We start from the raw sequence: 19,069 nt of genomic DNA, 5'->3' as shown, positions 1-19,069 counted from the left end.
ATCAGCCGCGCTTGGTGAACTTCCGGATCACGCCCGAATAGGTCATCAGGATGCGCTCGCCCGTGCTGATCTGGCCGCGCACGAAGATCAGGCTCTTGCCGGCCCGCACCACCTCGCCCATCGCCTCGACGAGTTCGCCCTCATAAGCCCCGTCGATGAAGGTGGAGTCCAGCGACACAGTGACGCCCGACGCGCCCTCCATCTCCTGATAGGCCGTCTGGAACAGGGCGATGTCGGCGAAGGTCATTAGGCAGCCGCCATGCATGCGGTGCCCGGCGTTCATATGCTTGGCCTCGGCCCTGAAGGCACAGCGCATCCGTCCGTCGGCATCGGGCCGGAAATAGAAGGGGCCCACCACCGTGTCGAAGGTGCCGTGCAGGTCATAGGTCTGCCAGCCGGCGAACTCGCCCTCGCTGACCGTGATTTTCGCAACCATGATGTTCTCTTGGACTATCGCGCGTCGCGCTAGTTTAGCCGGGTCTCTTCTTATCTGTCTCGCAATGCAGCATATAGGCGCAATGAGCGACCCCATCGAAACCGCCATCTTTGAAAAACTGGCGAAGGCCGACCCCAAGGGCGTCGGCGGCAAGAGCATCGAACCGGCCGAAGTGGCCAAGGAACTGCAGCCCGAACAGTGGCAGCGGATGCTGCCCAAGGTGCGCGGTGTGGCGCTGGGCCTGATGCGTCAGGGCAGACTCACCATCACCAAGAAGGGCAAGCCGGTCGACCCGAACGCGGTCAAGGGTGTCATCCGCCTGCGCCTGCCGACCGAGGCCGAGACGGCGGCAGCCGTGGCGGCCCTGCCCCCCGCGCCCGAGGATGATGACGACTTCGTCTGATCGGGCCGAAACCGCCCTCGAGGCGGTCCTCTCCGACATCCGCGCCTGCCGGGCCTGTCTGGGCCAGCTTCCTCACACCCCGCGTCCTGTCGTTCGGGTCTTTCCCGAGACCCGCCTGCTGATCTGCGGTCAGGCCCCCGGCCGCCGTGTTCACGAAAGCGGCCTGCCGTTCACCGATCCGTCCGGCGACCGCCTTCGCGACTGGATGGGCGTGGACTATGAAACCTTCTATGCAGACCACCGTCTGGGCGTCGCGGCCCAGGCCTTCTGCTATCCGGGGACCGCGCCGAAAGGTGGGGACTATCCGCCGCCGAAACGCTGCGCCGAACTTTGGCGACCGCAACTTCTCGCCGAACTGCCCCAGGTCGAGCTGACCTTGCTGGTCGGGGGTTATGCCCAGGTCTGGGCGCTCGGCGACCGGGCCAAGGCCAATATGACCGAGACCGTGCGGGCTTGGCGCGACTATGCGCCGACCATACTGCCCATGCCGCACCCGTCATGGCGCAACACGGCCTGGCTCAGGAGAAATCCGTGGTTTGAGGACGAGGTCATCCCGTATCTTCGCCAGAGGGTGCGTGGCATTCTGGGGTCATGATCCGTTCGCTGGCCGTTCTGCTCTGCACCCTGGCGCTGTCCTTGGCCTTGGCTGCCTGCGCCACACCCGCCATCCAGCCGCTGCTGACGGCCCCCGCGACCTTCGCCGGCCCCGCTCTTGAAGACCGCACCCTGGTCATGGACGATGGAACTCGGCTGCCTCTGGCGCGATGGGCCCCGACCGATGGGTCCGAACCCTGGGCCGTGCTGATCGCCCTGCACGGTATGAACGACAGCCGCGCCTCCTTCCGCCTGGCCGGGCCATGGTGGGCCGAGCGAGGCATCGAAACCTGGGCCATAGACCAGCGCGGCTTTGGCCAGGCCCCCGGTCGCGGCATTTGGGCCGGTGAAGCGCGCATGACCGAGGACTTGCGCACCGCTGTGATGATAGCGCGTGCCCGGCATCCTCGCGCCACCATCGCGGTCGTGGGCGAGAGCATGGGCGGCTCTGTTGCCGTCGCCGCCTTCGGCTCGGACCGCCCGCCCCAGGCCGACCGCGTCATCCTGCTGGCTCCGGGAGTCTGGGGCTGGACAGCACAAGGCCCGCTGAGCTCCAGCGCCCTGTGGATCGCCGCCCGCGTCGCCGGCCACCGTGCGGTCGAAGCGCCGGAGTGGGCCATCCGAGACCGCTTTGCGTCCGATAATCGCGTGGAACTGTTCCGCAATGGCCGCGATCCGAACAGCATCCTCTCCACCCGTTTCGACACCCTGTATGGCCTGGTCGATCTGATGCAGAGCGCGTCGGTGAAGCTGGGCCGCGTCCGGGCCCCGACCCTGCTGCTGTACGGTGCCTCCGACGCCGTCATCGAAAAGGCCCCCATGCGCCGCGCCCTGGAACAGGCCGGAGAGCGCCCGGGCTTCCGCACTGGCTACTATCCCGACGGCTGGCACATCCTGAACCGCGACCTGCAGGCCGAAACCATGTACCGCGACGTCGAGGCCTGGCTGAGGGACGCCGATGCGCCCCTGCCGTCAGGAGCGGGGCCTGTGCTGCCGGCGCTGGAGGCCGGGTAGCGGCGCTGATCCCGGCTAGAGAGCGATCCGTTCCTGCAAGTCTTCTCTCAGGCCGGGGTCGCGCGGTCTGCCGACGTTCCAGACCAGACCGGCGCGTTCCAGTCCGCGAATGACGACCCAACCCGGATCGATCTGTCCCGGCTCCAACCCGATGCGCGCGGATTCCGGGAAGGCATGGTGGTCGTTGTGCCAGCATTCGCCGTAGGTCAGCAGGCCGAGGCCGGGCAGGTCAGAGGCCTGTACATAGGCTCCCTTCACCGTCCATCTCCCCGCGCCCGGGTTGTGGCAGAAGTAGGTGATCGTCCAGTGACCCGCCGTACTGACGATCACCCGCACGGCAACGCCCCAGACGACCCACGGCCAGCCGCCGATCAGGAACAGGAAGACCGCCAGCGGCACCTGCTGCCAGCGCCATGTCGCCTCTAGAAAGCGATAGAATGGATCGCTCGCGATCCGCGGTTCGATGGTCAGCATCGGCGGGCGGTCGAACCGAAACCGATAGAATAGCTGCCACGACAGATCGCGCAGCAATCCACGTCGATGGGCAAAAAAATCGTGGCATCGGGTCTGCCGCTGCGCCCAGTCGCGCATGTCATGGACCTTGATGATGCCCATGGGGCCGGCGACCCCGACGATGGTGCCGACATAGATCAGAAACCGCTCCATCGGCTTGCCGCACTGGAAGGCGCGATGGATCAGCATGCGGTGCATGCCCACGCTGTGACCAATCAGCAGTGTCAGATAGGTCAGCACCACAAACAGGCCGAACGCCGACCATGTGAAGACCAGCGGACCGCCCACTACGGCGATCGCCAGCAGCCCCCCGTTCCAGATGGCCTTGGGCCAGTCGATGACCGGTTGGCCATCGCAGGGGTTGGCACCTGTGTCCTCGATGCGCATGACCGGCTTCATCATGAGAGTCGCTCCAAGCGGCAGCGCTGAAGAAGGCATCGTCAGCGACCGTCGGATCTCTGGCAATGCGTCCGGTTGACCAGCAGCCGCTGACACGCAACCGCCATGCTTGCCGTGTTAAGCGCCCCGGCGTAAAGCGCCGCCAACAATAAAATACCCCGGGAGTATCCGCTTATGGGCAAGACCCTGTTCGATTCGCCGTCGTTTGCGAACCATGAAGGCGTCCACGCCTTCACCGACGAGAAGACAGGCCTCAAGGCTATCGTCGCCGTCCACTCGACTGCGCGCGGCCCGGCCTGTGGCGGCACGCGCATGTGGAACTATGCCTCGGCCGAGGAGGCGCTGGAGGACGTGCTGCGTCTGTCAAAGGGCATGAGCTACAAGAACGCCATCGCCGATCTGGAGATGGGCGGCGGCAAGTCGGTCATCATCGGCGACAGCCGGACCCACAAGACGCCCGAGCTGTTCCATGCCTTCGGTCGCGCGGTCGATACCCTGGGCGGCATCTATTATGCGGCGGAGGACGTCGGGGTGTCGGTGTCCGACATCGCCGAGGCTCGCAAGGTGACCCCCTATGTGCTGGGCCTGTCCGATGGCCCCGAGGCCTCCGGCGACCCCAGCCCGGTGACGGCCGAGGGCGTGTTCCGCTCCACCCTGGTCGTGGCGCGTCGCCTGTGGAAGCAGGACGATCTGACCGGCCTGACCGTAGCCCTGCAAGGCATCGGTCATGTCGGCGGATATCTGGCCGACAAGCTACATGCGGCGGGCGCGAAGCTGGTCATGACCGACGTCAACACCGCCCTGCTGGCCGAGGTCGCGGCCCGCACCAATGCCGAGATCGTGGCCCCCGACGCCATCTATGACGTCAAGGCTGACATCTATGCCCCCTGCGCCCTCGGCGCGACGCTGAACCCCGAGACCCTGGACCGGCTGACGGTCAAGGCGGTGGTCGGGGCCGCCAACAACCAGCTGGCCACGCCGGACATCGGCGACATCCTGTTCCAGCGCGGCGTGCTGTATGCGCCCGATTACGTCGTCAACGGCGGCGGCATCATCAATGTGGCGGCCGAGATGAACGCGCGTCTGTCGGGCGGTGCCTATGATCCGGCCTGGGTCGAAGCCAAGCTGGCCCGCCTGATCGAGACTTTCGAGGAAATCCTGGAGCGGTCTGCCGCCGAGGGCCGCTCGACCCATCTGATCGCCGACGCCATCGCCGAGGCCCGCATTCAGGCCGCGGCGGATGCCAAGGCCGAGGCGTTGAGGGCCGCCTGACACACAGAGATTCGCGCCGGGCCCTGAGACGGCACACTATGGTCGGCGGCCTGTCTGATTCGGGCTCGAGATCCTTAGAGTCATGATGGCCCGGACCGTTTCTGCCCGCACCCTGGATCCCCTGTTGCCGCTGATGGCGGTAGGGTTCGTGCTGGCGATCGCGGCACTTGTCTATCCCGCGTTCCGTGCCGACCCCATGAGTGCTCCGGGCCTGATCCTGATCACGGCGGTAGGGACCATCACCCTGCTGGGCATGCTGGCTTTCGCACGCGCGGATCGGAAGCCGGCAGCCGACACTACCGTAGTCGATATGCTGGACGCGCTGGGTGAGCCTGCCGCCATGGTGTGGGCTACGGGGCAGGTTCTGGCGTTCAACTCGGCCTGGGCACAGGCCAACGGCACCATGACGGCCCTGCCCAAGGGCAAGTCCGCTTCGGCCCTCTATATGGCCTTTGCCCAGGCGCGAGCCGGCCAGCAGGGACGCGCGATCGTCGTCATCGGCGAACGCGAACAGGAGGTGCTGATTGCCCAGGCAGGGGAGGGACGCTTTCTCGTCCGCGCAGCGCCCGAAGCGGTCCTTGCTGTGGAGACGCCTGCGCCGACGATCCCTGCCACCTTCGTGTCCAATGCCGCCGAAAGTCGTGCCATGGCGGCGGGAGCGCCATTCGGCTCAGCGGTGATCGGCTCCGATGACCTGTTTTCCGGCAAGCTGGAAGAACCCAATGCCGCCCTGGCCTTGTTGACTGGCCCAGCCAGCGCGGGGGACGCCGCCTTCGGCCACCTGTTCGATCCGGCGGGCGTCAACGAGGCCAGAACGCGTTTGGCCGATGGATCTTCAGGTCCGATCGAACTTGTCGCTCGAGCCTTTCCCGAGCGAATGCTGCACCTGTACGTCGCGCCTGAAGGCGTCAATCGCCGGATATGGCTGTTTGACGTCTCGGCCCAGAAGTCGATGGAACTGCAGTTGGCCCAGGCCCAGAAGATGCAGGCCGTGGGGCAACTGGCGGGCGGGGTGGCGCACGATTTCAACAACCTGCTGACCGCCATCCAGCTTCAGCTGTCAGAGCTTCTGGAGCGGCACCCGGTCGGCGACCCGTCGTACGACGGGCTGAACCAGATCCGCCAGACGGGCATCCGCGCCGCCGACCTGGTGCGCAAACTGCTGGCCTTCTCGCGCAAGTCGACGGTGCGGCGCGAACGCCTGGACCTGGGCGAACTGGTCGGGGAATTCGCTGTGTTGCTGCGCCGCCTGCTGCGCGAGGATGTGCGGCTGGAAACCGACTATGGCCGCGACCTGCCGGTGGTGCTGGCGGACAAGAGCCAGCTGGAGACGGCGGTGATGAACCTTGCCGTCAACGCCCGCGATGCCATGCGCGGCGTGGTCGAGCCGGGGGCGGGCGTGGTCACGATCAGGACGCGGCGGCTGACCGCCGATGTGGCCCGCACACTTGGCTGGGCCGCGCCGACCACCGAGGCCGTGGCGCTTATCGAGGTGTCCGACACCGGACCGGGTGTACCGCCCGAACTGCTGGACAAGATCTTCGAGCCCTTTTTCACGACTAAGGCCGTCAACGAAGGCACGGGCATGGGCCTGGCCACCGTTTACGGGATCGTCGAACAGGCAGGCGGCCATATCGCCGTGTCCAATCTGGACGGAGCGGGAGCCGCCTTCCGCATCTTCCTGCCCGAAGCCGCAGAGGCTGAGCTGGCCCTGATCGCCCCGGTCGAGGTCAAGGCCAAGGCTCCGCGCGACGTCTCCGGCACGGGCCGCATCCTGTTCGTTGAGGACGAGGCGGCGGTGCGCCTGATCGCCGCCAAACTGCTGCGCCAGCGCGGCTATGACGTGATCGAGGCCTCGGATGGCGAAGAGGCCCTGCTGCTGGCCGAGGAGCACGCGGGCACCATCGACATGATGATCTCCGACGTCATCATGCCGGGCCTTGACGGACCCTCCCTGCTGAAGAAGGCCCGGCCTTTCCTGGGCGATGCACCGGTCATGTTCATCTCCGGCTATGCCGAGAGCGACTTCTCCGACCTGCTCCAGGACGAGGTCGGCGTCTCCTTCCTGCCCAAGCCCCTGGACATCAAGACCCTGGCCGAGCGGGTCAAACAGGAGTTGCGGGGCGAGTAGCGACGGAGCTTGGCCGTTGGCGCGTTGGACGAAGGTCGCTGTGATGAAGGATCACCCCATGCGCCTGGATCGCCGAACCCTCCTGACAGGCAGCCTGGCTGCGGCTGGGCTGCTGACGACCGCCCTCCCGGCCTTGAGCCGTGCGGCTTACGCGGTAGCCGACTATGCAGCGGCCGCCCGCTACTCCGCAGAGCGCAGCGGTGTTTCGCTGCTGGTCATGCAGGCGGGTCAGACCCTGTTCGAGGATTATCCGCGCGGCGGCCCCGAACGCTTTTACGAATTGGCCAGTGGCACCAAGAGCTTCAGTGGGGTCATGGCAGCGGCCTTGGTGCAGGATGGGCTTCTGACGCTCGATGAGGGTTGCGCCGACACGCTGACCGAATGGCGCGCCGATCCAGTGAAACGTACGGCTACCATCCGCAGCCTGCTGTCGCTGGAGTCCGGCGCGGGCGGGGGGCGGCTGGGCCGACCCGACACCTATGCCGGCTCTGTTGCCGCGTCTTTCGCCGGTGAAGCCGGAACCTTCCGCTATGGACCCGCGCCGTTTCAGATCTTTGGCGAGATTGTGCGCCGGAAACTGGTGGCCGCCGGTCAGGGTGAGGATGTCCTGGCCTGGATGCAGGCGCGCATCCTCGATCCAGCCGGTGTGAAGGTCGGAAACTGGCGACGGCGTGACGGCCAGCCGACCTTGCCGTCGGGCGCTCAACTGACCGCTCGGGACTGGGCGCGGTTCGGGCGGTTCGTTCTGGATGGAGGGGTCGTCGATGGGCAGGCGACGCTGGACGCCGCAGCGCTTGCCGCCAACTTCCAGCCTTCGGGAGCCAATCCGGGCTATGGGATGAGCTGGTGGCTGCTGCGTCCGGGTCTTGTTCCGCCGGCTCCCACCTCGCTGATTGACGCCGCACCGGACAAACTGGCGCGTCTGCCCGACGTTCGAATGGCGGCGGGTGCGGGGAACCAGCGGCTGTACCTGGTGCCCGAGCGGGACCTGCTGATCGTGCGCCAGGCCGACGGCATCCTGCGCCAAGCCAGAGGGCAGGGGTTGCCCTGGTCTGACCCGGACTTCCTGAGCCTGCTGCTGACCTGAGCTGTTGGCCGATATGAGCAGGCGGATATCAATCCCTTGCCACGCGGCCCCGAACGTCGTTCCTTCCGGCTCGGGAATTTTCGGGAGATCGACATGCTGAACCGCCGCCACCTTCTTGCCTTTGCCGCCGCGGGGGCCGCGCTGGCCGCATCGGGGGTGGCTACTGCCGCACCGCTTGCGCAGACCGCGTTCGACCCGGCCGAGGCGGCCAAGCTGAACGCCCTGCTCGACCGCATCTTCGCCGAAAGTCTGGCGACCTCGCCGCTGCTGGCCACCTATCTGGGCGTCGACAAGGGCGAGAATGCCGCGGCCAAGAGCCAGCTGGACAGCCTGAGCCCCGAGGCCCTGGCCCGCAACGAGGCCATGACGCGCAAGGCCCAGGCCGATCTGGAGGCCATCGACGCGACGAAACTGACCGGCATGGATGCCGTCAATCTGGCGACGTTGCTGTATGCGGGCGGCACCCAGGTCATGGGCTACGACCGCTATGATTTCGGCAATCGCGCCGGGGCCAATCCCTACTGGCTGCATCAGCTGGGCGGGGCGTATCGCGACGTGCCTGACTTCCTGGACACGATGCACACCATCGAGACCGCCGAGGATGCCGAGGCCTATCTGTCGCGTCTGGAGGCCATGGCTGTCCTGATGGACGAAGAGACGGCGCTCGTTACCGCCGATATCGCCAAAGGGGTGGTCCCGCCTGATTTCGTGCTGGATCAGACCCTGGTTCAGCTGCAGGCCTTCAAGGCGCCGGCCGCGGCCGAGAACGGTCTGGTCGGCTCGCTGGTGCGGCGGACGGGCGAGAAGAGCCTGGCCGGAGACTGGGCGGCGCGCGCCACCGCCATCGTCACCGACCGCATCTATCCGGCGACCGATCGCCAGATCGCCCTGCTGGAAACCCAGCGACCGACGGCCACCCATGATGCAGGCGTCTGGCGGCTGCCCAATGCCGACGGCTACTACGCCTTCGGCATCCGCAACTACACCACCACCTCCCTGACCGGCGATCAGGTTCATGAGCTGGGCCTGACCCAGGTGGCCGAGATCACGGCCCGTGCCGACGCCATCCTGAAGGCCGAGGGACGCAGCGAGGGCACGGTCGGTGCGCGGCTGGCCGCACTCGGCAAGGAGCCGCAGTTTGTCTACCCCAACACCGATGCGGGCAAGGCCGAGCTTCTGGAAGCTCTGAACGCCCAGACCGAGGCCATGCAGGCCCGCCTGCCCGAGATGTTCAACAACCTGCCCAAGTCCACGGTCGACATTCGCCGCGTGCCGCCGGCTATCGAGGCCGGTGCCCCAGGCGGCTACTATCAGGGGCCGTCGCTGGATGGGACGCGACCGGGGGCCTATTACATCAACCTGCGCGACACGGCGGAATGGCCCAAATGGACCCTGCCGACCCTGACCTATCACGAGGCCGTGCCGGGTCACCATTTCCAGATCGCCATCCAGACGGAGGCCCAGGGTATCCCGATGGTCCGCCGCATCCTGGGCTTTTCGGCCTATTCGGAGGGCTGGGGTCTGTATGCCGAGCAACTGGCCGACGAGATGGGCGTCTATGAGGGCGATCCCTGGGGCCAGCTGGGCTATCTGCAGTCCCTGCTGTTCCGCGCCGTGCGGCTGGTGGTCGATTCCGGCCTGCACCACAAGCGCTGGAGCCGCGAACAGGCCATCCGCTACATGGTCGACACCCTGGGCGACCAGGAATCCAGCGTCACCACCGAGGTCGAGCGCTACTGCGTCTGGCCGGGCCAGGCCTCCAGCTACAAGATCGGCCATACCGAATGGCTGCGCCTGCGTGATCAGGCCCGTGCTGCCCTCGGTGACCGGTTCGACATCAAGGGCTTCCACGACACGGCCCTGGCGTCCGGCGGCATGCCGCTGGAGGTGCTGGCCGATGTCGTGGGTCAGTGGACGGCGACGCAGCGGGCCTAGTCGAGCATCAGTGCCGCCTCGTCTCGCGCTTCCGCGACCAGCCAGTCGCGGAAGCGCACGATCTTGCGCGACCGCCTGCGATCCGTCGGCCAGCACAGCCAGTAGCCGGCGGTCAGGGGCACGGTCTGCGCGAAGGGCCTGACCAGCAGGCCCGCCGCGATCTCTCGGCGGAACAGGATGGGCGAGGCCAGGGCGACGCCCTGTCCGCCCATGGCCGCCGCCACCTCCAGCGCCTGATGGTCGGCCGTCAAGGTCAGGGCCGCACGCGTCGGGGCCTCGACCCCGGCGGCGACGAACCAGGCGGCCCATTCGCTGTCCAGGCCGATGCGCGGAGCCGCCAGCAGGTCAGCCGGCGCCTTCAGGTCCAGCCGATGGGCCATCGCCGGGCTGCACACCGGCGTGAAGGTGGCCGGCAGCAGCCGAACGCTCTCCAGCCCCGGCCAGTCGCCCGAGCCGGTCCGCAGCGCTACATCGAAACCTTCGCGCGTCAGATCGACAAGATGCGGGGCCGTATCCAGCCGCACGGCCAGCCCCGGATTGGCCAGCTGGAACGCACCCAGGCGCGGGGCCAGCCACTGGGTCGCCAGGGTGGCCAGGGTGGTGATCGACAGTATGCCCTCATCCGCCTCGGTCAGATCGGTCACCGCCCGGCGCAGCAGGATCATTGCCTCGGTGGCGGCACGCGACAGCCGCTCCCCGCCCTCTGTGGGAGCCACCTCTCGGTGCAGGCGGCGAAACAGGCTCTGGCCCAGCTTGGTTTCCAGGGCCTTGATCTGCCAGCTGACCGCCGCCTGGGTCATGCCCAGTTCTTCGGCCGCGCGGGTGAAGCTGCGCAAACGGGCCGCCGCCTCGAACACGCGGATGGAGGCCAGAGGAATTCCAGCGAGCGGATCGGCCATAAGGGTACCTTATGTTGACCTGCCGACTTCTGATTTGTCTGCCGCGCTTGTCAAGCCCATCTCGTGGTCATCGAAGCAACGCCAGCAAGGAGGCTGACATGGAAGAAATGCATCGCACTCATAAGGAAGCCAATTGGGGATGGATGAATGCCATCCTGCGCTGGCTGCACCAAAATGCCGAGGACCGCATCCGCATGGAGCGTCGGCTCGTAAATCGATAAGTCGTTGGGCAGGACGTCCGGGCCCTCTCTTCCGGAAGCCCCGCCGTCATCGGCCCGGGCGGGGTCATGCCCCCTCTCCGATCCCGCCCGGATTTCTTTTCATAGGTGTTTGGCAGACGAATGGACCGTGAGGCTCAGGCCTTGCGAAGCTCTGTAGGCTTGTGGGCCGCCTTGGCCCCGGTCTTCTCGCTCTGGACGACGTATTCCGGATTGTCCTTGGAGGCGGCGACCTTGTGGCCCTTGATCCGGGTGGGGCTGGTGACCTTCTTGACCACTTTGCCCTGGGTCGTGCCCTGGCTGTGGTCCCATTTCACGGTGTCGCCGGCCTTGAAGGTTTTCTCGGTCATGATCGGGTCCCTGAGCGGTGGTGTGACCCACCAACGCCAGTGGTGGTCAAAGCGTTCAGCGGGTGACCGACGCCGCCATCTTCGGCTCGACGGTTTCAGCCTCCTCGGCCAGCCGACGCTCGGCCTCGGCCAGCATCGGGCGCATCAGGTTTGCATCCAGCAGCACCGGCATTTCGAGAAAGACCGCGACCCAACGGTCGACCAGCCGCTTCATCTCTTCATCCATTGGAAGGCCCCCACGCACGTTCATGGGGGCAAAAACGATGCCGTACCCCGGGCGTTCACCTTGGCCGTGGAAGGTTTTTTCGAGACGTGGTTAACGCAGCGGTGGCCTGATGGCTTTTGGTCGGGGTTTGCGCCCGCGTCCCCGACCGCTATACCGCCGCCCTGAACTCCCCATCATCAGTCAGAGGCATCCACGCATGGCCAAGATCAAGGTCGCTAACCCCATCGTCGACATCGACGGCGACGAAATGACCCGCATCATCTGGCAGATGATCAAGGACAAGCTGGTCTTCCCGTTCCTGGATCTCGAGCTGGACTATTACGACCTGGGCATGGAGCACCGCGACGCCACCGACGATCAGGTGACGATTGACGCGGCCAAGGCCATCCAGAAGCACGGCGTCGGCGTCAAATGCGCCACCATCACCCCGGACGAGGCTCGCGTTCAGGAGTTTGGCCTGAAGAAGATGTGGAAGTCGCCCAACGGCACGATCCGCAACATCCTGGGCGGCGTCGTCTTCCGCGAGCCGATCATCTGCTCGAACGTGCCGCGCCTGGTGCCCGGCTGGACCCAGCCCATCGTTGTCGGCCGTCATGCCTTCGGTGACCAGTACAAGGCCACCGACTTCCTGGTGCCCGGCCCGGGCAAGCTGACCATGAAGTGGGTCGGCGCCAATGGCGAAGAGCAGAACTACGAAGTCTTCGACTTCCCCTCGGCCGGTGTGGCCATGGGCATGTACAATCTGGATGACTCGATCACCGAGTTCGCCCGCGCCAGCTTCTCGTTCGGCCTGCAGCGCAACTATCCGGTCTATCTGTCGACCAAGAATACGATCCTGAAAGCCTATGACGGCCGCTTCAAGGACATCTTCCAGGACGTCTTCGACAAGGAGTTCGCCGCCGACTTCAAGGCCAAGGGGCTGACCTATGAGCACCGCCTGATCGACGACATGGTGGCCGCGGCCATCAAGTGGTCGGGTGGCTTCGTCTGGGCGTGCAAGAACTACGACGGCGACGTCCAGTCCGACATCGTGGCGCAAGGCTTCGGCTCGCTGGGCCTGATGACCTCGGTCCTGATGACGCCGGACGGCAAGGTGCTGGAATCGGAAGCCGCCCACGGCACCGTGACCCGCCACTATCGCCAGCATCAGAAAGGCGAGGCCACCTCGACCAACTCCATCGCCTCCATCTACGCCTGGACGCGCGGCTTTGCGCACCGGGCCAAGCTGGACGACAACGCCGAACTGGCCAGGTTCGCCGAGACCCTGGAGCGGGTCGTGGTCGAGACGGTCGAGGCCGGTCACATGACCAAGGACCTGGCCCTGCTGGTCGGCGATCAGCAAGGCTGGCTGACCACCGAAGGCTTCATCGACAAGGTCGCCGAAAACCTGACCAAGGCGATGGCGGCCTGATTTAGGGCGCTACCGCTCACCACGCGGTGGCTCGCTGCTTGAGCGCAGGACTTCATTCAACCCCGCCGGATTCGCGTCCGGCGGGGTTGTGTTTGAACGGGTCGGTCAGCGGCGCGTTGTGGTCACGCTTCCGCCGTTGGAGGCGAAGGGGGCAAGCCTTTGGGCCGACTGATCCGCAATCTTCTGCTGCTGGCCGTCATCGTGGCGGGGATCAGCTTCTTCGTCGCCCCGGTTGTGGCCTTCTACGGCATTCGGTCGGCGGCGGATGCGCGCGACGAGCAGGGACTGGTCCGGCTGATCGACTTCGCCGAGGTGCGCCGCAGCCTGCGGCCGCAGATGGCCGGCAACCCCGCGATCGTGGCTCCCGCTCCGTCCTTCCTGGAAAACCCGATCGAATCCATGCGCCGCCAGTTCGAGCAGGTGCGGCCCGTGGCGGCCCGTCCGAACCCGGACCTCTATCTGAGCCCTGCAGCGCTCGCGGCCTTGAGCCGGGGCGAGGGCAGGGCCGCGTCGCGTGGGGCGGTGGCGGCCGAGCCGCGCGAGCCCATGCCCCGCCTGGCCTATTGGGGCGTGAACCGCACGCGGCTGGCGGTACGGAACGAGGCAGGCGTGCAGACCATCTTCACCTTCGCGCGGACCGGTCCGTTCGAGTGGCGACTGGTGCATATCGGCTTGCCGCCAGCCGCGACTGGCTCTGCCGCTGGCGCGACGCCCTGACTTCTGGCAACCCTAGCCGTCAGGGGGCGTTTCGACGCCAGAGGGACCCATGATCAAGAAGGTAGTAACCGGCGTCATCATTGCCGGAGTCGTCGTGTTGGCCGGCCTGTGGGCTGCGTCGCCCGTGCTGGCGGGCAAGGCCATCATCCGCGCGGCCGAGCGCGGAGACGAGGCGGCGCTGGAGCGGCTGGTCGACTTCCCCGCCCTGCGCGAGAGCATGAAGGGCGAGCTGAACGACCTGCTGGTCGCCGAGATGCGCAACGATCCGCGTGTGGTCGAGAACGGCCTAGGGGGGCTGACCACCATGCTGGCCCCTATGTTCATCTCGGGCGCGGTCGATACGGTGGTCACGCCGCAGGGCGTGGCCGCCATGGTGACGACGGCGCGGGCTCCGGAGGCTGACGGCACGCCCCCACCGGACTCCGCTGCGGATCGCAAGGAGCCCAATCTGCATAAGGCCTGGGGCTACCGCAGCCTGGACGTCTTCGCCATCACCCTGACCGACCGCGACCGACCGCAGAACAGTCTGGCCCTGCTGCTTGAGCGGCGCGGGTGGTTCACATGGCAACTGGCGGCGGTGGATCTGCGGACGGAACCTTGAACCCCTAGAGCCCGCTCATCCCGGCGAAAGCCGGGACCCAGTTCTGTCCAGCTTGACGTTGGCGTTTCAGGACTGAGGCTTAGGGCCATGGCATGGCTACCGTTCACCCAAAGCACTGGGTCCCGGCTTTCGCCGGGATGAGCGGAGTAGGGAGAGGCTTAGCCCGCCAGTGCCGCCCGCACAGCCGCCAGACCCTCTTCAGCCCGCGACCCATCCGGCGCTCCGCCCTGGGCGAAGTCCGGCTTGCCACCGGCTCCCTGGCCACCCAGCGCCAGAACGGCGGCACGGGCCAGGTCGGCGGCATTGACGCGATCCGTCACATCCGAGGTCGCCGCCACCGTGATCGCGGCCTTGCCGTCGGTGACGCCGATCAGGGCGACGACGCCGGAGCCGACCTGTTTGCGGAAGTCCTCGGCCACGCCGCGCAGGCCCTTGCCGTCGACGCCGTCCAGGACGCGGGCGATCAGCTTGATGCCGTTGATCTCTTCCGGCGCGGCACTGGCCGAACCGCCACCACCGAGGGCCAACTGCTTCTTCAGGTCGGCGACCTGTTTCTCCAGCGTCTTGCGTTCGGTGGTCAGGACTTCGACGCGGGCGGGGACATCCAGCGGCTGGATCTTGAAGGTCTGGGCCAGCTTGCGGGCGACCCCGGCCTGGCCTTCCAGATACTGGCGCGCGGCCTCGCCGGTCAGGGCTTCGACGCGGCGGATGCCGGCGGCGATGCCGGTTTCCGAGGTGATCTTGAACAGGCCGATGTCGCCAGTGCGGGCCACGTGGGTGCCGCCGCACAGTTCGACCGAATAGGGCTTGTCGTCCGTCAGGGATTTGCCCAGCGTCAGCACGCGCACCTCATCGCCGTACTTCTCGCCGAACAGGGCGACGGCCCCTGCGGCGATGGCTTCTTCAGGCCCCATCAGCTTGGTCTCGGCGGGCAGGTTCTGGCGGATGACGGCGTTGACCTCGGCCTCGATGGCCTCGATCTGAGCCTCGGTCACGGGGGCGTTGTGGCTGAAGTCGAAGCGCATGCGTTCGGCATCGACCAGTTGGCCCTTCTGGGCGACGTGGTGGCCGAGCACATTCTTCAGCGCCGCATGCACCAGGTGGGCCGCGGAGTGGTTGGCGCGGGTCGTCAGGCGGGCGTCCGGCGCGGCGCGAAGCTGGGCGCGGGTGCCGATGGCCAGGGTGCCGGAGATGACCTCGATCGTGTGGGCGTAAAGGTCGCCAGCGGGCTTCTGAACGTCGAGGACGCGGGCAGTTCCGCCGTCCCACTCGATCTCGCCCTTGTCGCCGGCCTGGCCGCCGCCTTCGCCATAGAAGGGGGTCTGGTCGAACAGGACCTCGGCGGTCTGGCCGGTCTCGACGCTGTCGGCTTGCGCGCCGTCCTTGAGGATCGCCAGCACCTCGCCCGAGCCGTCGACGGCGTCGTAGCCGGTGAAGACGGTCGGCCCCAGACGGTCCTTCAGCGCCAGCCATTCGCCGGTCGAGGCGGTTTGGCCCGAGCCCTTCCAGTTGGCCTTGCCGCGCGTCTTCTGCTCTTCCATGGCGGCATCGAAGGCGGCGGTGTCGACGGTGAAACCGCGACGGCGCGCCTCGTCCTGGGTCAGGTCCAGCGGGAAGCCATAGGTGTCGTACAGGGTGAAGGCCGTCTGGCCGGGGATAACCCCGCCTTCGGACAGGCCCTGCGTGGCGTCTTCCAGCAGGCCCATGCCGCGACCCAGCGTGGTGCGGAAGCGGATCTCTTCCTGCTTCAGCGTATCCTCGATAGAGGCCTGGGCGCGGGCCAGCTCGGGATAGGCCTCGCCCATCTCCGAGACCAGCGTCGGCACCAGCCGGTGCATCAGGGGGTCCCCGGCCCCCAGCAGGTGGGCGTGGCGCATGGCCCGGCGCATGATGCGGCGCAGGACATAGCCCCGGCCTTCGTTCGACGGGGTCACGCCGTCGGCGATCAGGAAGGACGAGCTGCGCAGATGGTCGGCGATGACGCGGTGGCTGGCGGCGCGGTCACCCTCGGCCTTTGTCGAGGTCGCATCCTCGGAGGCGGCGATCAGGGTCTGGAACAGGTCGGTGTCGAAGACCGAGTTCTTGCCCTGCAGCACGGAGGTCATGCGCTCCAGGCCCATGCCGGTGTCGACCGAGGGCTTGGGAAGGTTGCGAACGATCTCGTCGTTCTCCTTCTCGAACTGCATGAAGACGTTGTTCCAAATCTCCACGAACCGGTCGCCGTCTTCGTCCGGCGAACCGGGAGGGCCGCCGGGGACATGGTCGCCATAGTCCCAGAAAATCTCGGTGCAGGGGCCGCAGGGGCCGCTGTCGCCCATGGCCCAGAAGTTGTCGGCACCGGCGATGCGGATGATCTTGTCGTCACTGAAGCCCGTGACCTTCTTCCAGATCGCGGCGGCCTCGTCGTCGTCGATGTAGACGGTGACCAGCAGGCGTTTGGGGTCGAGGCCGAAGTCCTTCGTGACCAGCTTCCACGCGCTGTCGATCGCGTGTTCCTTGAAGTAGTCGCCGAAGGAGAAGTTGCCCAGCATCTCGAAGAAGGTGAGGTGGCGGGCGGTGTAGCCGACGTTGTCCAGGTCGTTGTGCTTGCCGCCGGCGCGGACGCATTTCTGGCTGCTGGTGGCGCGCGGATAGGGCGGGGTGGCTGCGCCCGTGAAATAGTCCTTGAACGGCACCATGCCCGCATTGACGAACATCAGCGTCGGATCGTTCTGCGGCACCAGCGGCGACGAATGCACCTTGGCGTGACCGTCGGCCGCGAAATAGTCGAGGAAGGTCGAACGGATCTGTTTCAGGCTGGACATGGTGTTCGTCTGACGCGCGGAGTGGGTAGGAAGCCGCGCCTCTTACAGGGTTTTTCCCGACGGCGCACCACTTGCCCGTCCTACGCCCGTACGGCAGTGCCAGCCGGTCATCGCAGAGAACACCGAGGTCGAGCGTCAACCCTAACGAGTTTTAACGACACGGCAATGTGACTTTTGGTAGTTTCTGTTTCGCTTCCTAATCCGGTCGGGGCCATTCCGGTCTCGATGGAGGGTAAGATGCGCAGTGGAGTTCTTGGGATTGTTCTGGCCGGTCTGACGATGTCGGTTTCGCTCACCGCCGCCGCACCGGCACCGGCGGTACAGCAGTATTATCCGGGTCCGGGCATCTATTGTTTCGGATACAACGAATGTGCGCCGATTGCCTATTCGCGTCAGGTTTTCTCGGATGCGGAACTGACGAATTTGATTGGCGAGGGCTCAGACAACTGTGTCGGGTCCGGTAGTCAAATCTATATCTCGACACCGCAGTTGCCCAGCGGGTTCGAGCTAGCCACTCCGATGTACGTCTGCAGCAGCTATGGTCCGTACCTGCCGCCCGAGTGGTAGTTCCGACAAAAAAGGCCGCCCGACCCGCGTGAGGTCGAGCGGCCGCTTCGTCCGGTCTGGCCCGGCAGGGTCATGGCGGGTCACCTGGACCCGACCGGAGAAGAAGAAGTGCACTCGGAAAAAAACGAGTGCACATAGTGCACATTTGTCAGGTCAGGCTGACATCTCGTTGGGCGCTACCGCTCGGCTCGCGGAGCCTCGCTGCTTGAGCGCGGTTGATCACCCCTCCAGGTCCTGACCTTCGTCCGGCTCGGGCGTGCCCAGCAGTTCGTCGGCGATCTTGGTCGTGGAGGCGCGCACGGCCTTTTCGATCGAGTCGGCGACGTCGGGATTGGCCTTCAGGAAGTTGCGCACATTCTCGCGGCCCTGGCCGATCCGCTGGCTGTCATAGGAGAACCAGCTGCCGGACTTCTCAACGATGCCCGCCTTGACGCCCAGGTCGATGATCTCGCCCAGCTTGGAGATGCCTTCGCCGTACATGATGTCGAAGATGACCTCGCGGAACGGCGGGGCGACCTTGTTCTTGACGACCTTGACGCGGGTGGTGTTCCCCACGACCTCGTCGCGGTCCTTGATCGCGCCGGTGCGGCGGATGTCGAGGCGGACCGAGGCGTAGAACTTCAGCGCATTGCCGCCCGTCGTCGTCTCGGGCGAACCGTACATGACCCCGATCTTGTGACGGATCTGGTTGATGAACAGGACGATGCACTGCGACTTGTTGATCGAGGCGGTCAGCTTGCGCAGGGCCTGGCTCATCAGGCGGGCCTGAAGACCGGGCAGGCTGTCGCCCATTTCGCCCTCGATCTCGGCACGGGGCGTCAGGGCGGCGACGGAGTCGACCACCACGATGTCCACGGCCCCGGAGCGCACGAGCGTGTCGACGATCTCCAGCGCCTGTTCGCCCGTGTCGGGCTGGGACACCAGCAGGTCATCCAGATTGACGCCCAGCTTCTGGGCATAGCCGGGGTCGAGCGCGTGTTCGGCATCCACGAAGGCGGCGACGCCGCCGGCCTTCTGGATTTCGGCCACCGTGTGCAGCGCCAGGGTCGTCTTGCCCGAGCTTTCCGGCCCGAACACCTCGATCACCCGTCCGCGCGGCAGTCCGCCGATGCCCAGCGCCATGTCCAGGCCCAGCGACCCGGTCGAGACGGAGGGAATGGCCTCGGTCACACCATTCTTGCCCAGCTTCATGACCGAGCCCTTGCCGAAGGCGCGATCGATCTGTGCGATCGCCGCCTCCAGGGCGCGCTGCTTGTCGCCGTCGTCCTTGCCCACCAATTTCAGATTCGCCTGTGCAGCCACTTTACCACCCTCCTTTGCCATGATTCCCGTTCGGTATCCGTAGAGGGAGAGGCCCGCCTTCGATCCAGTGATCGTGACCCACTCCCTTGTGAGACGGACTATGTGCACGGTTTGTTCCGGTTGCCAATATGTTCTTTTCCGGGGCGCGGGAGGCACGACCGTTTCTGACGTATCGGTTTGTCGTTTTCTG

The 19,069-nt window shown here is 66.2% G+C and carries 18 protein-coding genes; 11 read left to right on the top strand and 7 right to left on the bottom strand.

Annotated features, from left to right (window positions below; translation table 11 throughout):
- Position 1: 1 nt before the first annotated feature.
- Positions 2 to 436: a PaaI family thioesterase gene (locus WC585_RS12565; protein WP_373258321.1), complete on the bottom strand. Its 435-nt coding sequence runs from the start codon at positions 434 to 436 to the stop codon at positions 2 to 4.
- A gap of 82 nt (positions 437 to 518) precedes the next feature.
- Between WC585_RS12565 and WC585_RS12560 the strand changes: the two genes are divergently transcribed.
- From WC585_RS12560 to WC585_RS12550, 3 genes are read left to right on the top strand one after another with little or no spacing between them, the layout of a single operon-like run.
- Positions 519 to 839: a DUF3253 domain-containing protein gene (locus WC585_RS12560; RefSeq protein ID WP_373258320.1), complete on the top strand. Its 321-nt coding sequence runs from the start codon at positions 519 to 521 to the stop codon at positions 837 to 839.
- Positions 823 to 1,434, top strand: a complete 612-nt coding sequence (locus WC585_RS12555; RefSeq protein ID WP_373258336.1) for a uracil-DNA glycosylase family protein — start codon at positions 823 to 825, stop codon at positions 1,432 to 1,434. Before WC585_RS12560 ends, WC585_RS12555 begins: the two co-directional genes overlap by 17 nt.
- Complete coding sequence (locus WC585_RS12550) at positions 1,431 to 2,447, top strand: alpha/beta fold hydrolase (protein WP_373258319.1); 1,017 nt, start codon at positions 1,431 to 1,433, stop codon at positions 2,445 to 2,447. Before WC585_RS12555 ends, WC585_RS12550 begins: the two co-directional genes overlap by 4 nt.
- A gap of 15 nt (positions 2,448 to 2,462) precedes the next feature.
- Here WC585_RS12550 and WC585_RS12545 read toward each other — a convergent pair whose 3' ends face one another.
- Positions 2,463 to 3,362 carry an acyl-CoA desaturase gene (locus WC585_RS12545; protein WP_373258318.1) on the bottom strand — a complete coding sequence of 300 codons (900 nt, stop codon included), beginning with the start codon at positions 3,360 to 3,362 and terminating at the stop codon, positions 2,463 to 2,465.
- A 171-nt stretch (positions 3,363 to 3,533) separates the two neighbouring features.
- On the opposite strand from WC585_RS12545, the gene WC585_RS12540 reads away from it, so the two are divergent.
- From WC585_RS12540 to WC585_RS12525, 4 genes are all read left to right on the top strand, one after another.
- Positions 3,534 to 4,631, top strand: coding sequence for a Glu/Leu/Phe/Val dehydrogenase (locus WC585_RS12540; protein ID WP_373258317.1), 1,098 nt, complete (start codon positions 3,534 to 3,536; stop codon positions 4,629 to 4,631).
- An 85-nt stretch (positions 4,632 to 4,716) separates the two neighbouring features.
- Positions 4,717 to 6,762, top strand: coding sequence for a cell cycle histidine kinase CckA (cckA, locus tag WC585_RS12535; RefSeq protein WP_373258335.1), 2,046 nt, complete (start codon positions 4,717 to 4,719; stop codon positions 6,760 to 6,762).
- Between the two features lie 58 nt (positions 6,763 to 6,820).
- A complete protein-coding gene (locus tag WC585_RS12530; protein WP_373258316.1) occupies positions 6,821 to 7,849 on the top strand; it encodes a serine hydrolase domain-containing protein in 1,029 nt (342 codons plus the stop codon).
- Between the two features lie 93 nt (positions 7,850 to 7,942).
- Complete coding sequence (locus tag WC585_RS12525) at positions 7,943 to 9,784, top strand: DUF885 family protein (protein WP_373258315.1); 1,842 nt, start codon at positions 7,943 to 7,945, stop codon at positions 9,782 to 9,784.
- Here WC585_RS12525 and WC585_RS12520 read toward each other — a convergent pair.
- From WC585_RS12520 to WC585_RS12510, 3 genes are all read right to left on the bottom strand, one after another.
- Positions 9,781 to 10,683, bottom strand: coding sequence for a LysR substrate-binding domain-containing protein (locus WC585_RS12520; protein ID WP_373258314.1), 903 nt, complete (start codon positions 10,681 to 10,683; stop codon positions 9,781 to 9,783). The two genes, WC585_RS12525 and WC585_RS12520, sit on opposite strands and share 4 nt — an antisense overlap.
- A 355-nt stretch (positions 10,684 to 11,038) precedes the next feature.
- Positions 11,039 to 11,251 (bottom strand): DUF2945 domain-containing protein, encoded by a 213-nt coding sequence (locus tag WC585_RS12515; RefSeq protein ID WP_373258313.1) that lies wholly within the window; start codon positions 11,249 to 11,251, stop codon positions 11,039 to 11,041.
- A 55-nt stretch (positions 11,252 to 11,306) separates the two neighbouring features.
- Positions 11,307 to 11,465: a hypothetical protein gene (locus tag WC585_RS12510; RefSeq protein ID WP_373258312.1), complete on the bottom strand. Its 159-nt coding sequence runs from the start codon at positions 11,463 to 11,465 to the stop codon at positions 11,307 to 11,309.
- Positions 11,466 to 11,673: 208 nt separating this feature from the next.
- Here WC585_RS12510 and WC585_RS12505 point away from each other — a divergent pair, with 208 nt between their 5' ends.
- The 3 genes from WC585_RS12505 to WC585_RS12495 all read left to right on the top strand — a co-directional run bounded on the left by WC585_RS12505 (position 11,674) and on the right by WC585_RS12495 (position 14,206).
- Positions 11,674 to 12,888 carry an NADP-dependent isocitrate dehydrogenase gene (locus WC585_RS12505; protein ID WP_373258311.1) on the top strand — a complete coding sequence of 405 codons (1,215 nt, stop codon included), beginning with the start codon at positions 11,674 to 11,676 and terminating at the stop codon, positions 12,886 to 12,888.
- A gap of 159 nt (positions 12,889 to 13,047) precedes the next feature.
- Positions 13,048 to 13,605 carry a DUF2939 domain-containing protein gene (locus tag WC585_RS12500; protein WP_373258310.1) on the top strand — a complete coding sequence of 186 codons (558 nt, stop codon included), beginning with the start codon at positions 13,048 to 13,050 and terminating at the stop codon, positions 13,603 to 13,605.
- Between the two features lie 49 nt (positions 13,606 to 13,654).
- A complete protein-coding gene (locus WC585_RS12495) occupies positions 13,655 to 14,206 on the top strand; it encodes a DUF2939 domain-containing protein (RefSeq protein WP_373258309.1) in 552 nt (183 codons plus the stop codon).
- Positions 14,207 to 14,364: 158 nt separating this feature from the next.
- Here the strand turns inward: WC585_RS12495 and alaS are convergent, their stop codons facing one another.
- The gene (gene alaS, locus WC585_RS12490; protein WP_373258308.1) at positions 14,365 to 17,010 is read right to left on the bottom strand and encodes an alanine--tRNA ligase; all 2,646 of its coding nucleotides are present in this window, start codon (positions 17,008 to 17,010) and stop codon (positions 14,365 to 14,367) included.
- Between the two features lie 237 nt (positions 17,011 to 17,247).
- On the opposite strand from alaS, the gene WC585_RS12485 reads away from it, so the two are divergent.
- The gene (locus WC585_RS12485) at positions 17,248 to 17,577 is read left to right on the top strand and encodes a hypothetical protein (RefSeq protein WP_373258307.1); all 330 of its coding nucleotides are present in this window, start codon (positions 17,248 to 17,250) and stop codon (positions 17,575 to 17,577) included.
- Positions 17,578 to 17,796: 219 nt separating this feature from the next.
- On the opposite strand, the gene recA is transcribed toward WC585_RS12485, so the two are convergent.
- The gene (gene recA / locus WC585_RS12480) at positions 17,797 to 18,879 is read right to left on the bottom strand and encodes a recombinase RecA (RefSeq protein ID WP_373258306.1); all 1,083 of its coding nucleotides are present in this window, start codon (positions 18,877 to 18,879) and stop codon (positions 17,797 to 17,799) included.
- Between the last annotated feature and the right edge of the window lie 190 nt (positions 18,880 to 19,069).

Source organism: Brevundimonas sp., from assembly GCF_041648055.1.
GTDB lineage: Bacteria > Pseudomonadota > Alphaproteobacteria > Caulobacterales > Caulobacteraceae > Brevundimonas.
This window is presented reverse-complemented; position numbering and strand designations above follow the sequence as displayed.